Source organism: Pseudomonas baltica (assembly GCF_031880315.1).
Lineage (GTDB): Bacteria > Pseudomonadota > Gammaproteobacteria > Pseudomonadales > Pseudomonadaceae > Aquipseudomonas.
On sequence record NZ_CP134771.1, the window covers coordinates 5,661,342 to 5,675,845 of the forward strand.

Here is a 14,504-nt window from a genome sequence, read left to right on the forward strand (position 1 = left end):
TTACTCCTGCGGCGAAGTTGACAAGTCTGCGCGTGGCGTTTTCGGGGTGTAATCCTGATGGATCAGCGCGGTCAGCGCGCGCTCCCAGATTTGCCGGGTGCGCAGCCCGACCAGCGCCTGCCAGTCGCTGTCGTCAGGATAGAATTGCTCCAACAGCCCGCGCTTGATCATCTGGCCTTGCTCGCTCAGCGGATCACCGTGCAAGTGCAGCCAGTGATCGGCACGCAATTGGGCATGCATCGGTGGCCCTGGCCAGGTGCCGCACTCGATCACGAACGGCATCAGCTGGACCTCGGGCAGCGCGTCGAGCAATGCCTGCGAGGTGTAGCCGGTAGACGTGGCGGCCACCCCGGTATCGCTCAATGTATTGGCTGCGGTGATCAGGGTGTACAACCACGGGCCGAACAGCGACTGCGCATCCGGCAGTGCCGGGTAGGCCGATTGGACGATGGTCATCAGCATCGGATGACCGTATTCACCCGCGCCGGTGTGCAGGTCGAAGGTCATGGCCACTTTGGCGCTGCCCAGGTGTGTCGCGAGGATCTGCCGGAGTGTCTGATTGGACCAGCTCGGGGCGTGGCCACCGAAGAACAGACCGTCGGCAAACTGATATTGCCCGGCACCGACGATCGCCATCAGTTGCGCCCAGCCATGCTCCTCCACCAGCGCGTTGAACCGCGCATCGGCCTGCGCGCGCGACGGGCCCTCGAGATCGGTGCAGGTGTAGACATCGTGGATTGCCGCATACGCGGCGTTGTCGGGCAGTGGCTGGGTGAAGTCGATGTAGTTGCGGTTGAGGTCGATATTGTCTTCGTTGACCCGGCGCATCCAGGCGGTGCCCCAGGGGTTGATCAGGTGGATCATCAGGATCGCGACGTCGTCCGGCAGTTCGCGGGTGCCGTAGGTTTCGAGCCATTGGCTCTGGCAGTCCGAGCCGTAGTAGCCCTCGACGCCGTGGGTGCCACTAAGTGTCACCAGCACCCGTTCGGCCCTCGGGTTGCCCAGCCAGGCGACGTCGGTGCTCAGTGACTCGCCGAACGGGCCCGGCAGTGGGTGATCGTAGCGCGACAGGGACGCCCCGGCTTGGGTGGCGGCGTGCACGAAACGCTCGCGCAAGCCGCAATAGCTGGGGTGATTCGGGAAAGCATCAGGCATGACTATGACTCGCAACACTGGGCCGCACGGGGGGTGCTCAGCCGTTATAGATATCGAAGCTGAAGTATTTTTTCTGGATGGCGTCGTAGGTGCCGTTTTCGTGCATCGCGCGCAACGCCGAGTTGATCGCGTCGATCAGCGCCTTGTTGGATTTTTCGATGCCGATACCCACGCCTTCACCCAGAAAGGCGACGTCTTTGACTGGCTCGCCGGCGAAGGCATAGCCCGCGCCTTGGGCGGTCTTCAAAAAGCCCATGTCGCCGACCACCGAATCAGTGAACGTGGCGTCGATGCGGCCATTGAGCAGCTCGGGGTAGATGAGCTCCTGGTTGGCGTAGCTCACCACGTTGACCCCTTTAGAGGCCCATTTGGCTTTTGCGTAGGCCTCCTGAGTGGTGCCTTGGGCAACGCCGATGGTCTTGCCGGCCAGCGACTCAGGGGTAGGCTGCAGCGTACTGCCGGCTTTGGCGATCATTCGGCTCGGGGACAGATACAGCTTGTCGCTGAACGCCACCTGCCTGGCGCGGGTTTCGTTGATGCTCATCGCCGACAGGATCGCATCGAATTTGTGCGCCTTGAGCGCCGGGATGATGCTGTCGAAGCCGGTTTCCACCCACACGCATTTGGCTTTCAGTTGCGCACAGATGGCGTTGCCCAGATCGATGTCGAAGCCTTGGAGTGTGTTATCTGCCGTTTTGGATTCAAAGGGGGCGAACGTCGGGTCCACGCCGAATCGAATCGTGGTGAGGTCTTTGCTGAAGGCAGTGGTCGAGGCGATGGCGAGTAGAACGGTGGCGATGAGTCTTTTCATGTGCGCGTTTTCCGACTGGACATATGCGGCACAGGGCGACAGGCAGCGCGGCAATGCGCGCAAGGTCGACCTGTGGTGATTGGCAGCAAAACGGAAAAGCAACGGTGTTCAGGCTAATTATTATGGGCAACTCATGGCGTCAACATAGCCGACTTTAAGTGTAGAGAACAGCTCAGTAAAACTGGTCAATGGTTTAGAAAAACTAAACATAAAGCCGTTGGTTTGCCTCATGTTGGTCTTTGCCACGCGCGACCAGCCACCGATGGAAGTCCCGACCCCAGGGTTTCTCGAAGGCGCTGTTGCTCCAGATCAGATAGTAGGAGGAGGGCAGGAACAGCGGGCGAGCCAGTGGCATGACCAGGTGCCCGGCCTCGAGGTCCGCGCACACCATGGCGTACTGCGCGAGAACGAACCCTCGGTTTTCAATGGCGGCCTGTATGGCCATGGATGACAGTGAAAACACGCGATGACCATCGTTCAACGTCGCGCAATCGACCTGCTGGGCGTCGAACCAGTCGCGCCAGGAGGGCGGTGAGGCGAAGCTGGGTAGCCAGTCCACCGACAGCAGCGGGTACTCGAGGAGCTGCTCTGCATGGATGATCGGCGCTTGTTTGTCGAGCAGACCCGGGCTGCAGACCGGCACGATGCAGTCGCGGAACAATTCGATTGCATTGCCCGTGTCCGGCACCCCGTCACCGTAAGTGATGCGAAAGTCGATCGCGTAGCCATCGGTGGCGGGCTCGGCGTGGCGGGCCTCTAGAAACAGATCGACGTGGGGGAATCGATCCTGCCAGGTGTATACCTGCGGGACCAGCCATTTGGACATCAGCGAAGGCAACCCGCTGACGCGCAGGTTGCTGGTGTTTTTCGCCAGTTCCACTTCGGCTCTACCTACCTGCAAACTCTCGAAAGCGGCGGCGCAATTGCGGTGATAACGCTCGCCCACGGCAGTCAGGCGGATGCGCTTGCCATCCTTTACCGTGAGGCTCATCCCGAGGCTGTCCTCGAGGATTTTCATCTGCTGACTGACCGCGCCGGTCGAAATCCCGAGGCGACGCGCCGCCTCGGCAATGCCGCCGCAGCGACCGACGATATTGAAGATCTGCAGGGCTCTCAGGGGCGGCAAATTATCCATGCAGTGTCCGTGGGGAAGTGGGTGATGCCTGGATTATTGGACGGATGCTGGTCGCTGTGAAGCGCCACGTGTTTCTTGAGGGCACGCAATGAGCAAGAAGCGGATAGCGCAGCCGGTCATGCATCCGCTCTCATGCGTCTCTACATGACAGGAGACGCCCATGACTTTTCGTATTTCCGGACTTTCCCCCGAACCCTTTCAGGCGTTGTTTGGCCTGCCCGATCAGGCGCTGGCAGCGCTCGGCGTCAAACGCTATCAGGTCGACAGCGACCCTGGTTTTCCTGACCGCATCGAGTTGAAAGACGCCCAGATAGGCCAAAGCGTGCTGTTGCTCAACCATGTTTGCCAGCCAGCCGATACGCCATACCGGGCCTCGCACGCGATCTTCGTGCGTGAAGGCGCCACGCAGGTTTATGACGCCGTGGGACAGGTGCCTGAGGCCATGCGTATCCGCCTGCTGTCGCTGCGTGCTTACGCCGACAGCGGGATGATGATCGACGCCGATGTCGTCGCAGGGACAGACATAGAAGCCGTGATTGCACGAATGTTCGCCGATCCGCAGGTCAGCTATATTCATGTGCATCATGCCAAGCGAGGGTGTTATGCGGCGCGGATAGATCGGGTGTGACGGCGCATCACTTGTCTGCGATCTGCGCCGGGTGTGTCGAGCGCAGATAAAATCTTCCTCTCGCCAGTCCGGTTCAACTAGCATGGCGACCCCAAGCCCTGCGTGCACGACGCGTAGGGCACCTGCAGAACCATTAATTTGCCTGTTCGCCCATGACTGCCTTCTACCTGAAATTATTCATTACGCCCGCTTTGATGCTCGCCATTTCGCTGGCGGGCCATCGCTGGGGAACCCGCCTCGCGGGCCTTCTCTCTGGATTGCCCGTCACTTCAGCGCTGATCATGCTGTTTCTCACCCTCGAACAAGGCAGCGAATTCGCGCTGAGGGCGATTCCCGGGGCATTGGCTGGGCTGACTGCAGTCCAGGCGACCTACCTGTGCTATGTCGTCGTGGCACGACGTGTTCGCGTCCCCGTCGCGTGCATGGCGGCCTTGGCAACGTATGCCGCGATGGCTGCCCTGATGAGCCGTTTGGAAAGCCTGATGGTGCCGGTCATCGTGACGCTGATCCTGATCGCCTCGATCATCCTCGTCACTTCGCGACAGGTACGCACGACCGCTGCGCTGTTGGTGCCGGTGCCAAGCTGGGTGATCCCGATGCGCATGCTGACAGCGACATTGCTGCTGCTGGCGATCACCGCCAGCGCCGCGTGGCTCGGGCCTGTCGCCAGCGGGATGCTGGCGCCGATTCCGGTCATTGCCTGGCCGTTGACGGTATTCGCTCACGTTCAGGGCGGTAGGCAGGAAATGAGCAAGATCATCAGGGGCAACGCCATTGGCGGTGTGGGCGTTCTGGGGTTCTATCTGGTTCTGAAAGGGGGGCTGGTGCAATGGGGAGGGCTCGCGGCCATTGCCGCTGCGGTGATGCTGGCGGTGCTGGCGACGTTTTTGTTGGCGAGGGTGCTGGACAGGCGTTGAGTGATCCTGGTTGATGGCTGCCGCCTATGACAGGCGACTTCTGGCCCACAGCGCTCATCCTCTCGTGACTATTGGGATCAGGTGCCCACAGCATTTATCAGTTCGCGCCAGACATCCCTTGCTGTCTGCTCCGAGGTTAAGACTTGTACTTTTGGATGCCAGAACTGCCCCTCAATTACGATGCATTCCAGGGTAGAGTCCTGAAACGTAAAGACATAATGGATGGCATCTTCTGGAAACCGCTGTTTATCGTGCTGCGGATGAATGGCGTTTCTCTGCTCAAGCTCTGCTAGCCAAGGCGAATTATCTATTCGATGAATTTGGTAATGCTTTAGGCCAAGAGGCCTGCGTATGTACTGAGTGCTAAAATGCCTTTTTTGCGCACATGTACGCGAAATCTGAACCGGGAACCCTCTGCTCACAGCAAAGATTTCAAGCTCAGCCCCGTACTGTTCTGCTGCGGAAACCATGGCCGTTTTTTTCAGCAGAATCGGCCGAAAGGAGTCACTGGACACCTATGCCGTCAGTAGCTAGCCTCAGCCGTCACCGACATTCAGGTGTCTCACGTACATCCAAAAGTCAGGAAACGGCACACCTATGGCCTACGAAATCCACATTGTCAGATCGATGGAAATAGCTCTTGAAGAATGGCAATTACTTTGCGCAAGTGATCCGTCACTGAAGCTAGAAAACGAGTTGGCTCGCAGAAATTCCTTTACAGGTGAAACCATTGTTTCCAGCGGGAAAAATTTAGCAGCGTGGACGTCTCCACTAACACAGCAACAGTATCTCTTCGATTATCGGAGGGGGATGATTTCCTTCGTCTACAGTGATGCGGCAATCATAAAGGCCAAGGAAATTGCGAGAGCTCTCGGAGCCAGTGTTGAAGGTGACGAAGGCGAGGCATATTGAAAACAGCTTGATGACGGATGTTCTCTAGCTTCCTATCAGCGGATTTCAGCTGCTAGCCGCTGACAGGCCGCTTTGGGTTGTGGATTCAACCCAAAGCTTTCATCAAATTGAGGTAACGAAGCGCGTTTCGAGGCCCACGTTTACTGGCGGTAGCGCATTAATCAACACGACGGCATCGTCGCCCTGGTTAAGGTAAATCAAGAAGTCACCAGTCTCGAACGTAACTCTGAATCCGGCCAGCCAAGACTCGTGTCCGCTGAAAGAGTCAAGAATTCCCTCGACTGCGCAAATTTTAGTGTTCCCAAGGTGCGTTGCTGATAAACCTGCGAGCAGATTTTCCCTTTTCCAAGAGCAGGCCGCGTTCGGCTCTATCTCGAAAGCTGTCGGCGTATCCGACGGCAACAAGTCCGCGCCTACTCTCTCGCCGTCACTCAAGAGATACATTGATAAAACTTCTCGCTCGCCAAAATGCCACTCTAGAGCACCTATGTCTCTCAGTTCTTTCTCGTCGTTGAAGTAATACTGGTCGTGCAGCAGCTTGCTCAGGCGCTTTCCCAAAAGCGAGCGTGCGTTTTGAAGGTCTTGTACAGCCCTTGCTGGGGACGGGGAGTAGCGGCCAGACATCGGGTATCTCATACAGGTGGGAAGAGTGGCAGATACTACATAAACGCCGTTACGGCTGCTTTTGGCAGGGAGCTTCCAGTTGCAACAGATTGCGCTCGCCGTATGGTGGTCAGTCCCTCTCCTATACCGTACCTGCTGCCGCCAAGCGCCGCTGGCCATCAACTGCACCCTAGCCCGGCCATCGCATCGATACAGCCAATGCCGGTGGCATCGCCCCGCTGTGCAATCAGGTCTGCGCGTTCACCAACACCCCACTTTCAACGTGCGCAGGCCACTACTTCAGCGTAAACGCAGCCTTCAACGGCAGCACAACATTCCGGACGTTATCCTTGAGGCTCACTTCCACCTTCCAGACCCCTCTAGGGTCGTCGGTCTCCCCACTGAACGCGATCACTGGCGCTGCGAGATAGAGGTTATTGGGCTTTCCCAGCAGCCGCTGTTGAAGACAGACCACTGCTTTTTGATCCACCGCCAGCGAACCGTCCGGCTTGGTCACCTTCAAATCGCAGGTTACGTTGGCTTCCTGGTTTGCGTTCAACTTCGGATTGGCCAGGAAAATCAACGTGAATAGCTTTTGCCCTTGGGTCACAACGCTTGTTGCCTGGAAGTGGGGCACCGTTTCAGGCGATGTATTCCACTTTTCCTCCCAATCTAGATCGGCAGTGAGCAACAGCGACCCACCAAACTCATCAACGGTTCGTCGTGATTCAGTGTCGGGGGTGGGATTTCCTTTTGCGTCTTTCCAGTAGCCAGCGTGCGCGCTAGACCAGGCCAGCGATGTGGCGATGAGGGCGGTAAGTAATTGGCGGTTCACTTGAGGCGTCCTGTCAATGGGGGCGGTCCGTAATAACGCTCACGGTATCCACCCATGCTCGCTGGAGTCAATTACAGAACCCCACGCTGGTGCGGGACTGGGGAAAGCCAGGGAAGCAAATGGCAAAACGAAACACTTAGTTTAGATCCTTTAAAAGGGAGCTATCGACCCAAGCCGGCGTTTCTTGGCTCGCAGTGCATACGCTGTCAGTGGTTGGACGTCATTTATCCATCTAAGGTTCTGTCTGCTTCGGGTCGTTTTCTGCCCGTCGCGATAGGCAGTAATCGGCAAAAAGCGGTTACCGCCACGCTCAGCATGCGGCCGACTAGATCGACTAGCACAATTTCCGGGAATAGATCTAAGCTTGCAAATCGATTGGCCAGCAAGCGCTCTGCGCCGATGAACGAGCGAAATGTACTGCTGCCGATTTCTCAGGGTCATATCCGCTAAAGGAACCAACATGATCTCTCACATTTTTTTAGGTATCGGTGATTTTGATCGCGCCTATAGCTTTTACTCCAGGCTAATGGCCGAACTCGGCCTCAAACTCAAGTTTTGCGATGCGAGTAAACCTTGGGCAGGCTGGATCGCTAAAGACTCGCCCCGTCCAGTCTTTGTCATAGGCAGACCCTTTGACGATAACGCGAGCGATCCGGGAAACGGTCACATGGTGGCTCTCCTTGCACCAGATCGAGAAGCAGTCAGAAAGAGCTACTCAACAGCTCTAGCGACAGGTGGAATCTGTGAAGGAGAGCCCGGGTTGAGGCCCCACTACCACCCTGACTACTATGGCGCCTACTTTCGAGACCCGGACGGCAACAAGATTTGTATCTGCTGCCACGATGCAGTATCAGTTTAATAGATAGCTCATGATGGCCATGTTGCATTCAACGGAGCGGCGTCAGCGTGCGCTCATACGGTCTGAGTGAAAGCACGTGGCCGCGACTGACGGCTCCCATAGTGGACATAATTTTGATACGAAGGCTGACATCGGCATCTGAGTAGGTAGCCAGATGTGCCTGACTACTAAAGAGCGTTCCGACGCAACCCTTCACCCCCAAGTTTCTTTCAACACAGAGCGAAACAGTTCGGAAAGCAATGGCTCAACTTCTTTGCGTTCGCTACGGATCGGCTTGATGGTTTCAAGTCGATGCAGTTCACGCTCAATAAATTGCTGGATGGGGATGATCTGGGGCGATAGGCCCATCTCCGGAGACGCGCGCTTAATCGCAAGTAAGTCATCAATAGCTTGCTGAAGCTCGGGCTCTCTTTCGATACTACCGCGTAGCTTGTCAAACTCTATGGGGGCGGGCGTATCAAACTGTTCCAGCCAACGCACCGATAACAAGGGGCGCAATACGTAAAAGTATTTTTTCAGCGGTACCTGAGGGCTCTGCAAATACCCCCTATAGTTGGTTTTGGCCATGCTGCGATAATGGTAGATGCCACTCTCTACCGAATACACGTGCGGTAGTAACTCTTTAGCTCGCTCATGAAGGGATCCAGAGTGTTCGTAAATGATGGTCGACTGTACCCACTCCACAAAGCCTGGGTTTGATTTCCAGAATAGCCTAAGCGCTTTTCTTAGATCCCAGCCATTGATGTCCATGTCGTCAATGATCGGATACTCGATGACGTCGCGTTGCTCTTCAAGGCCGACCGAGAGATACCACTCAGGTTTATTTACGTAGATGAAGCGCGCGTCGTAGTCACTGTTGGGAGATGCAAATCCCCAGGCGCGACTGCCAGACTCAACCGCTAAAAGAATTTTTACATCATGCTCGTCCTCCGCGCGTCGTAGGCGGCTTCGAACCTCTTCCTGAACAGCCATAGAAACCATGAGCTAACTCTAACTAGATGATATTCGATTGCACGCTACTCATTCGGAGGCGGACTGTCCAGTGGTCGCATCTGGCCGATGCAACTGTTCGCGACCGATCGCTATCCCAAACCGGTCATTCGTGACGGGCAGAAAACCGCCAAAATCTTCCCATCACAACACACCGGAAATGGCCCAAGGCGCTCATCGTAAATTTACAAAAGAAGGGCATGATTTTCGCTGTTTTCAGCGTCGCGCAGACAGCTGTTGCGGCGCCAAAAATGCATCGTGGAAATAGTTACGAAACGCCTGCATCGCCGGGCTGAATTCGCGCTCGCGATGCCACGCCAGTCCGACACTCATCGGCGTCACCTTGTCGGTGACTGTCAGGGTTTCGATGCGTTTTCCTTCCAGTGACCAGGGGCGGTGCACCAAGTCCGAGAGGATTGCCACGCCGCTGCCATTGGCGACCATGCTGCGCACCGCTTCGACTGAACTGGTCCGCACCCGCACGTTTGGCTGCTGTCGCGCATGTTCCCAGTAGCGCATGGCACTTTGTTCGGCTTCGTCAACGGTCAGCAGAACGTAAGGTTCCTTCGCAACGTCGGCGAGGCTGACTGCCGAACGCTCACACAGGGGATGGCGGCTGGGCAGCCATAACCGGCGCTCGGAGTTGAAGAGAATCTCCGAGACGATGTCCGGGTGAGTGAGGTTTGCGGTGAGCACCACTGCCATGTCGAATCGACCTTCCAGCAGACCCTGCTCGATGGCCGTCCGCTCTTGTTCGTGGACTTCGATGGCCACGTCCGGATGCCAGTGTTCAAGCCGTTGCAGGTGGTGCGGCAGAAAGTAACCGATCACCGTATAGCTCGCTGCCAAGCGCAATACACCACTGGCGCGGATGTCCGGCAACGGGCTGTTCAACGCGTCATCGACGCTGCGCAAAATCACGTAGGCCCGATTCAAAAAGTGCCGCCCGGCGTCGGTCAGGCTCATGCCCTGGGCCGAGCGCTGGAACAACAGCGTGCCAAGGATGCTTTCCAGTTCCTTGATCGCCGTGGTAACCGCCGACTGGGAAATATTCAAATGAATCGCGGCCTGAGAGATTTGCCCGATCTCGGCGGTGGCGACGAAATAACGGACTTGGCGCAGGGTCAGGGACATGAGCACTCCGGGTGACGAGGTATCTGTTTTTCAGAAGATATCTCATCTGATAATAGATCTTCCCAAGGGGTTAACAGGAATCTAACTTGACCTGCATGAAGTCACAAGCGTCGGGAGCAAGCGTGATGCAGGCAGTAGATTTCAACTCTGACATGGGCGAAGGCTTTGGCCCTTGGACCATCGGCGATGGCGTCGACAATGAGCTGATGGGCTTCATCAGTTCGGCCAACATCGCCACCGGATTTCATGCCGGCGACCCCAGCACCATGCGTCGTACCGTCGAGCAGGCCAAGCGCCTGGGCGTGGCCATCGGCGCGCATCCGGGGTTTCGCGACTTGGTTGGTTTTGGCCGTCGGCACATCAATGCGCCGGCCCAGGAACTGGTCGACGATATGCTCTATCAGTTGGGCGCCTTGCGTGAACTCGCCCGGGTCCAAGGCGTGGCCCTGCAACACATCAAACCCCACGGCGCGCTCTACATGCACCTGGCCCGAGACGAAGAGGCCGCCCGCTTGCTGGTGGAGAACCTCCAACGTCTGGAACCGGAGTTGCTGCTGTATTGCATGCCCGATTCTGTGATCTGGCGGGTTGCCACGGAACTCGGCCAACCGGTGATCCGCGAGTTCTACGCCGACCGCGAATACGACCTCAGCGGCTCCATCGTCTTCACCCGCAACGTGCGGGCTTACGACCCGGCCCACGTCGCCGAGCGAGTGCTGCGTGCTTGCCAACAAGGCGTGGTGCGCACCGTCGAGGGCGAAGACCTGGCGATTGAGTTCGATTCCATCTGCTTGCACAGCGACACACCGGGCGCCCTGGCGTTGGTCGAAGCCACGCGCAAGGCACTTGATGGCGCGGGCATAGAGGTACGAGCACCGCGCTGAGACCAATCGAAAACACTTGGCACACAGATGCCAGGGTTTGCACTCTGATTCATTTTTTGCCTGCCTTTCTACAACTATTCCAAGAGGAACAGACATGGCCGAACACACTGTTATCACCCCGTTGCCGGGAACCTTCTATCGCAAAGCCACCCCGGAATCGACGAACTTCGTCGAGGTTGGTGCGCAGGTCAGCGCCGACACGGTGATTGGTCTGATCGAGGTTATGAAGCAGTTCTCCGAACTGTCCGCCGGGACGGCCGGTCGCCTCAGTGCCTTTCTGGTAGAAGACGGTGATCCGGTGGAACCGGGTCAAGTCGTCGCAACCCTCGACGACGAGTGAGGGTGCGATCATGACGCAAGCCATTCATAAATTACTGATCGCGAACCGTGGCGAGATCGCCGTACGGATTATCCGCGCCGCCAAAGAATTGGGGATACCCACCGTTGCTGCGTGCAGTGAGGCGGACGTTGATTCCCAGGCTGCGCGCATGGCCGATGTGGTGCACATTCTCGGCCCGGCCCGTGCCGACAAAAGTTACCTGAACATCGAGGCCTTGCTCGGCGCGTTGAAAACCACGGGCGCCAACGCAGTCCATCCCGGTTACGGCTTTCTGTCGGAGAACGCCGATTTCGCCGAAGCAGTAGTGGCTGCCGGCGCCATTTTCGTCGGCCCGAGCGCGGAGACGATCCGGCGCATGGGCGATAAAGCCGAGGCGCGGCGCACGGCGCAAGCCGCTGGCGTGCCGGTGGTGCCGGGTTCGCCGGGTGAACTGTTCGACGTTGAATCGGCGCTCAAGGCTGCCGAATCCGTTGGCTTCCCGCTGTTGATCAAAGCTTCGGCCGGTGGCGGCGGGCGCGGTATTCGGCTGGCGGAAAACGCCGAGCAACTGAGCGAAGAATTCCCCCGTTCCCAGCGCGAAGCCCAAGCGGCGTTTGGCAATGGAGCGGTGTACCTGGAGCGATTTATCAGCCGGGCCCGGCATATTGAAGTGCAGGTGCTGGGCGACGGTCAGCACGCCGTGCATTTGTTTGAACGCGAGTGTTCGCTGCAACGGCGCCGGCAGAAAATCTTCGAAGAAGCGCCGTCGCCAGTCCTCAGCCGGCAGCAACGGGAAACGCTGTGCGCCAGCGCCGTTCGCCTGACCGAATCCCTGGGCTACAAGGGCGCCGGCACCCTGGAATACCTGTATGACGATGCCACCGGTGAGTTCTTCTTTATCGAGATGAACACGCGGATTCAGGTGGAGCACCCGGTCAGCGAACTGATCACGGGCATCGACCTGGTCCAGGCCATGTTGCGCATCGCTCGCGGCGAGCCGCTGGGTTTCAAGCAAAGCGACATCCGACTCAACGGCGCCGCCCTGCAAATGCGCCTGAACGCCGAAGACCCGGCGCGGGATTTCTTCCCCAGCCCAGGCGTGGTCGAGGAACTGACCTGGCCGCAGGGCGAGGGCATCCGCGTCGACACACATCTGTATCAAGGCTACCGCGTGCCGCCGTACTATGACTCGCTGCTGGCGAAGCTGATTGTTCACGGCGCGGATCGCGCCGAAGCCTTGGCCCGTGCTCGGGTTGCGGTAAGGCGGACCACGCTTACCGGCATGGCCAGCACTTTGGCCTTGCACGGTGAACTGCTGGAACAACCGTGGCTGCACAGCGCCGACTTTCACACCGGCACCCTGGAAACCTGGCTGGCCGAGCGCTGCAACGCAGGTGATGCATGAGTACTCCTATCCGCTACAGCTTTGGCGCCGACGAGCATTTGTTTGCCGAAGTCAGCGACAGCATGTCCCTGGACGCTTTCTTCAAAGGTCTGGCCGTCACCCGCGCCGTGGAACGCCTGGCGCTGGATGGCGTGCTCGATATCTGCCTGGCTAACGCGTCATTCCAGATTCGTTTCGACCCGGATCGCATCGCCCCTCACACCTTGCTCGAAGCGGTAAAAATCGCCGAGGCCGGGGCCGTCGCCGAGCGCACGTTGCACACGCGCATCATCGAGATTCCCGTGCTTTACAACGACCCTTGGACCCACGAAACCCTGATGCGTTTTCGCGATCGCCATCAAGACCCGAGCGCCACGGACCTGGAATACGCCGCACGAATCAACGGTCTGGCCGACGTCGATGCATTCATCGCGGCCCACAGTGGTGCGCCGTGGTTTGTCTCGATGGTCGGCTTCGTTGCCGGGTTGCCATTCATGTTCCAGATGGTCGAGCGCGAGCGTCAGTTGCAGGTGCCCAAGTACCTGCGCCCGCGCACCGACACACCGAAATTGACCCTTGGTCACGGCGGTTGCTTTGGTTGCATCTACTCAGTGCGCGGCGCCGGCGGTTATCAGATGTTTGGTGTCACGCCCGCGCCGATCTACGACCCGCAACAGAACCTCGCGTACCTGAAAGAACACATGGTGTTTTTCCGTCCAGGCGACATCGTGCAGTTCAAACCGATGGACCGTGAAGCCTATGACCGAGCGGTGGCCGAAGTGGAAGCCGGTTGCTTTGATCTGCGGATTCGGCCGGTGGAGTTTTCACTGGACGCGTTCCTCGCCGATCCCGTTGGCTATCCCAAGTCGTTGCAGGAGGTGTTGGCATGATCAAGGTCCTCAAACCCGGCCTCGCCACTTCGGTACAAGACCTGGGCCGCGAAGGGTATTACCACTTGGGCATTCCGCCGTCCGGCGCGCTTGATCAATACGCCTTGAGCGCGGCCAATCAATTGGTCGGCAACCCGGCAGGTCTGGCGGCGCTGGAATGCACGCTGCTCGGGCCTGAGTTGGAGTTTCAGCAGGATGCATTGGTGGCGGTCAGCGGCGCGCACATGACGCCACGGGTCGATGGCGTGGAAATGCACCATGACACCGCGTTCACTGTGAAGGCCGGGCAAGTGCTGCGCTTTGACTTTCCCAAGGCTGGTGCCCGCGCTTATATCGCGGTGGCCGGCGGTATTGATGTGCCGATGGTGCTCGGCAGTCGCGCCACCTATGCGCTGGGCGCGCTCGGCGGTTTCAAGGGGCGAAGCCTGGTTGCAGGCGACGAATTGCCGGTGGGCATCGCCAGTGGCAAGAGCCGCGCCGGGGCCAGTTTGCCCATGGTGTTACGGCAATCATTGGGTGGCGAAATCACCCTGCGGGTGGTGCCCGGTTTGTACTACCACCGCTTGACTGAATCGGCTGCGAAGAGCTTTTTCGCCGAGCCGTGGACGGTGGGTTCGGAAGCCGACCGCATCGGCTATCGCTTCAAGGGCGGCAGCGCGCTGAGCTTTCAGCCGCGGGAGCAGCCGTTCGGCGCCGGTTCCGATCCGTCGAACATCGTCGACAGTTGCTACCCGATCGGCTCGATCCAGGTGCCCGCCGGGCTCGAACCCATCGTGCTGCACCGTGATGCGGTGTCCGGTGGCGGCTACGCGATGATTGGCACGGTGATCAGCGCTGACCTCGATTTGATCGGCCAAATGCAACCCAACCAGAAGGCCCGCTTTGTCGCGGTAACCCTCGAAGGGGCGCTGGAAGCGCGACGTTCCCATAAGAAAAAACTCAGCTGCCTGAGCAAGCTGTTTCCTTCCTGATTCTGCCCGCCGCCTAGCGCGGGCCATGCCAAACGGTACGCCAACGCCGCGCTTCGGCGCGGTGACGGCTGCCCGCG

Annotated in this window: 17 protein-coding genes; 9 read left to right on the plus strand and 8 right to left on the minus strand. The window is 58.4% G+C overall.

Features of this window, described 5'->3' with window-relative positions; translation table 11 throughout:
• The 3 genes from REH34_RS25745 to REH34_RS25755 all read right to left on the minus strand — a co-directional run bounded on the left by REH34_RS25745 (position 1) and on the right by REH34_RS25755 (position 3,101).
• On the minus strand, positions 1-1,155 hold the full coding sequence (locus REH34_RS25745; protein ID WP_311969656.1) for a DUF2817 domain-containing protein: 1,155 nt from the start codon (positions 1,153-1,155) through the stop codon (positions 1-3).
• 37 nt (positions 1,156-1,192) lie between these two features.
• Positions 1,193-1,966, minus strand: coding sequence for an ABC transporter substrate-binding protein (locus REH34_RS25750; protein ID WP_226506200.1), 774 nt, complete (start codon positions 1,964-1,966; stop codon positions 1,193-1,195).
• 202 nt (positions 1,967-2,168) lie between these two features.
• On the minus strand, positions 2,169-3,101 hold the full coding sequence (locus tag REH34_RS25755; protein WP_311969657.1) for a LysR substrate-binding domain-containing protein: 933 nt from the start codon (positions 3,099-3,101) through the stop codon (positions 2,169-2,171).
• A 160-nt stretch (positions 3,102-3,261) separates the two neighbouring features.
• On the opposite strand from REH34_RS25755, the gene REH34_RS25760 reads away from it, so the two are divergent.
• Positions 3,262-3,729, plus strand: a complete 468-nt coding sequence (locus REH34_RS25760; protein WP_311969658.1) for a DUF1203 domain-containing protein — start codon at positions 3,262-3,264, stop codon at positions 3,727-3,729.
• A 152-nt stretch (positions 3,730-3,881) separates the two neighbouring features.
• On the plus strand, positions 3,882-4,646 hold the full coding sequence (locus REH34_RS25765; RefSeq protein WP_226506203.1) for a hypothetical protein: 765 nt from the start codon (positions 3,882-3,884) through the stop codon (positions 4,644-4,646).
• A 77-nt stretch (positions 4,647-4,723) separates the two neighbouring features.
• Here the strand turns inward: REH34_RS25765 and REH34_RS25770 are convergent, their stop codons facing one another.
• Positions 4,724-5,161 carry a hypothetical protein gene (locus tag REH34_RS25770; protein ID WP_311969659.1) on the minus strand — a complete coding sequence of 146 codons (438 nt, stop codon included), beginning with the start codon at positions 5,159-5,161 and terminating at the stop codon, positions 4,724-4,726.
• A gap of 82 nt (positions 5,162-5,243) precedes the next feature.
• On the opposite strand from REH34_RS25770, the gene REH34_RS25775 reads away from it, so the two are divergent.
• The gene (locus REH34_RS25775; RefSeq protein WP_311969660.1) at positions 5,244-5,558 is read left to right on the plus strand and encodes a hypothetical protein; all 315 of its coding nucleotides are present in this window, start codon (positions 5,244-5,246) and stop codon (positions 5,556-5,558) included.
• Between the two features lie 102 nt (positions 5,559-5,660).
• Here the strand turns inward: REH34_RS25775 and REH34_RS25780 are convergent, their stop codons facing one another.
• Together REH34_RS25780 and REH34_RS25785 are read right to left on the minus strand one after the other, a co-directional pair.
• A complete protein-coding gene (locus REH34_RS25780) occupies positions 5,661-6,182 on the minus strand; it encodes a hypothetical protein (protein WP_311969661.1) in 522 nt (173 codons plus the stop codon).
• Positions 6,183-6,456: 274 nt separating this feature from the next.
• Positions 6,457-6,996: a hypothetical protein gene (locus REH34_RS25785; protein ID WP_311969662.1), complete on the minus strand. Its 540-nt coding sequence runs from the start codon at positions 6,994-6,996 to the stop codon at positions 6,457-6,459.
• A 460-nt stretch (positions 6,997-7,456) separates the two neighbouring features.
• On the opposite strand from REH34_RS25785, the gene REH34_RS25790 reads away from it, so the two are divergent.
• Positions 7,457-7,855, plus strand: a complete 399-nt coding sequence (locus REH34_RS25790; RefSeq protein ID WP_311969663.1) for a VOC family protein — start codon at positions 7,457-7,459, stop codon at positions 7,853-7,855.
• A gap of 192 nt (positions 7,856-8,047) precedes the next feature.
• On the opposite strand, the gene REH34_RS25795 is transcribed toward REH34_RS25790, so the two are convergent.
• Together REH34_RS25795 and REH34_RS25800 are read right to left on the minus strand one after the other, a co-directional pair.
• Positions 8,048-8,836, minus strand: a complete 789-nt coding sequence (locus REH34_RS25795) for a nucleotidyltransferase domain-containing protein (protein ID WP_311969664.1) — start codon at positions 8,834-8,836, stop codon at positions 8,048-8,050.
• Positions 8,837-9,061: 225 nt separating this feature from the next.
• Positions 9,062-9,979: a LysR family transcriptional regulator gene (locus tag REH34_RS25800; RefSeq protein WP_311969665.1), complete on the minus strand. Its 918-nt coding sequence runs from the start codon at positions 9,977-9,979 to the stop codon at positions 9,062-9,064.
• A gap of 125 nt (positions 9,980-10,104) precedes the next feature.
• On the opposite strand from REH34_RS25800, the gene REH34_RS25805 reads away from it, so the two are divergent.
• The 5 genes from REH34_RS25805 to REH34_RS25825 all read left to right on the plus strand — a co-directional run bounded on the left by REH34_RS25805 (position 10,105) and on the right by REH34_RS25825 (position 14,427).
• Positions 10,105-10,863, plus strand: a complete 759-nt coding sequence (locus tag REH34_RS25805) for a 5-oxoprolinase subunit PxpA (RefSeq protein ID WP_150653489.1) — start codon at positions 10,105-10,107, stop codon at positions 10,861-10,863.
• A gap of 94 nt (positions 10,864-10,957) precedes the next feature.
• On the plus strand, positions 10,958-11,203 hold the full coding sequence (locus REH34_RS25810; protein WP_311969666.1) for an acetyl-CoA carboxylase: 246 nt from the start codon (positions 10,958-10,960) through the stop codon (positions 11,201-11,203).
• Between the two features lie 10 nt (positions 11,204-11,213).
• Positions 11,214-12,587 carry an acetyl-CoA carboxylase biotin carboxylase subunit gene (locus REH34_RS25815; protein ID WP_311969668.1) on the plus strand — a complete coding sequence of 458 codons (1,374 nt, stop codon included), beginning with the start codon at positions 11,214-11,216 and terminating at the stop codon, positions 12,585-12,587.
• Positions 12,584-13,456, plus strand: coding sequence for an allophanate hydrolase subunit 1 (locus REH34_RS25820; RefSeq protein WP_054598040.1), 873 nt, complete (start codon positions 12,584-12,586; stop codon positions 13,454-13,456). The genes REH34_RS25815 and REH34_RS25820 overlap by 4 nt, the downstream gene beginning before the upstream one ends.
• Positions 13,453-14,427, plus strand: coding sequence for a biotin-dependent carboxyltransferase family protein (locus REH34_RS25825; protein WP_311969670.1), 975 nt, complete (start codon positions 13,453-13,455; stop codon positions 14,425-14,427). The genes REH34_RS25820 and REH34_RS25825 overlap by 4 nt, the downstream gene beginning before the upstream one ends.
• Positions 14,428-14,504: the final 77 nt, after the last annotated feature.

What these genes read in the sequence shown, in the direction of transcription:
- REH34_RS25750 (WP_226506200.1), bottom strand. Translation starts at nt 1,966, where the DNA reads ATGAAAAGACTCATCGCCACCGTTCTACTCGCCATCGCCTCGACCACT.
- REH34_RS25815 (WP_311969668.1), top strand. Translation starts at nt 11,214, where the DNA reads ATGACGCAAGCCATTCATAAATTACTGATCGCGAACCGTGGCGAGATC.
- REH34_RS25745 (WP_311969656.1), bottom strand. Translation starts at nt 1,155, where the DNA reads ATGCCTGATGCTTTCCCGAATCACCCCAGCTATTGCGGCTTGCGCGAG.
- REH34_RS25820 (WP_054598040.1), top strand. Translation starts at nt 12,584, where the DNA reads ATGAGTACTCCTATCCGCTACAGCTTTGGCGCCGACGAGCATTTGTTT.
- REH34_RS25825 (WP_311969670.1), top strand. Translation starts at nt 13,453, where the DNA reads ATGATCAAGGTCCTCAAACCCGGCCTCGCCACTTCGGTACAAGACCTG.
- REH34_RS25790 (WP_311969663.1), top strand. Translation starts at nt 7,457, where the DNA reads ATGATCTCTCACATTTTTTTAGGTATCGGTGATTTTGATCGCGCCTAT.
- REH34_RS25765 (WP_226506203.1), top strand. Translation starts at nt 3,882, where the DNA reads ATGACTGCCTTCTACCTGAAATTATTCATTACGCCCGCTTTGATGCTC.
- REH34_RS25800 (WP_311969665.1), bottom strand. Translation starts at nt 9,979, where the DNA reads ATGTCCCTGACCCTGCGCCAAGTCCGTTATTTCGTCGCCACCGCCGAG.
- REH34_RS25775 (WP_311969660.1), top strand. Translation starts at nt 5,244, where the DNA reads ATGGCCTACGAAATCCACATTGTCAGATCGATGGAAATAGCTCTTGAA.
- REH34_RS25805 (WP_150653489.1), top strand. Translation starts at nt 10,105, where the DNA reads ATGCAGGCAGTAGATTTCAACTCTGACATGGGCGAAGGCTTTGGCCCT.
- REH34_RS25810 (WP_311969666.1), top strand. Translation starts at nt 10,958, where the DNA reads ATGGCCGAACACACTGTTATCACCCCGTTGCCGGGAACCTTCTATCGC.
- REH34_RS25780 (WP_311969661.1), bottom strand. Translation starts at nt 6,182, where the DNA reads ATGTCTGGCCGCTACTCCCCGTCCCCAGCAAGGGCTGTACAAGACCTT.
- REH34_RS25795 (WP_311969664.1), bottom strand. Translation starts at nt 8,836, where the DNA reads ATGGTTTCTATGGCTGTTCAGGAAGAGGTTCGAAGCCGCCTACGACGC.
- REH34_RS25760 (WP_311969658.1), top strand. Translation starts at nt 3,262, where the DNA reads ATGACTTTTCGTATTTCCGGACTTTCCCCCGAACCCTTTCAGGCGTTG.
- REH34_RS25755 (WP_311969657.1), bottom strand. Translation starts at nt 3,101, where the DNA reads ATGGATAATTTGCCGCCCCTGAGAGCCCTGCAGATCTTCAATATCGTC.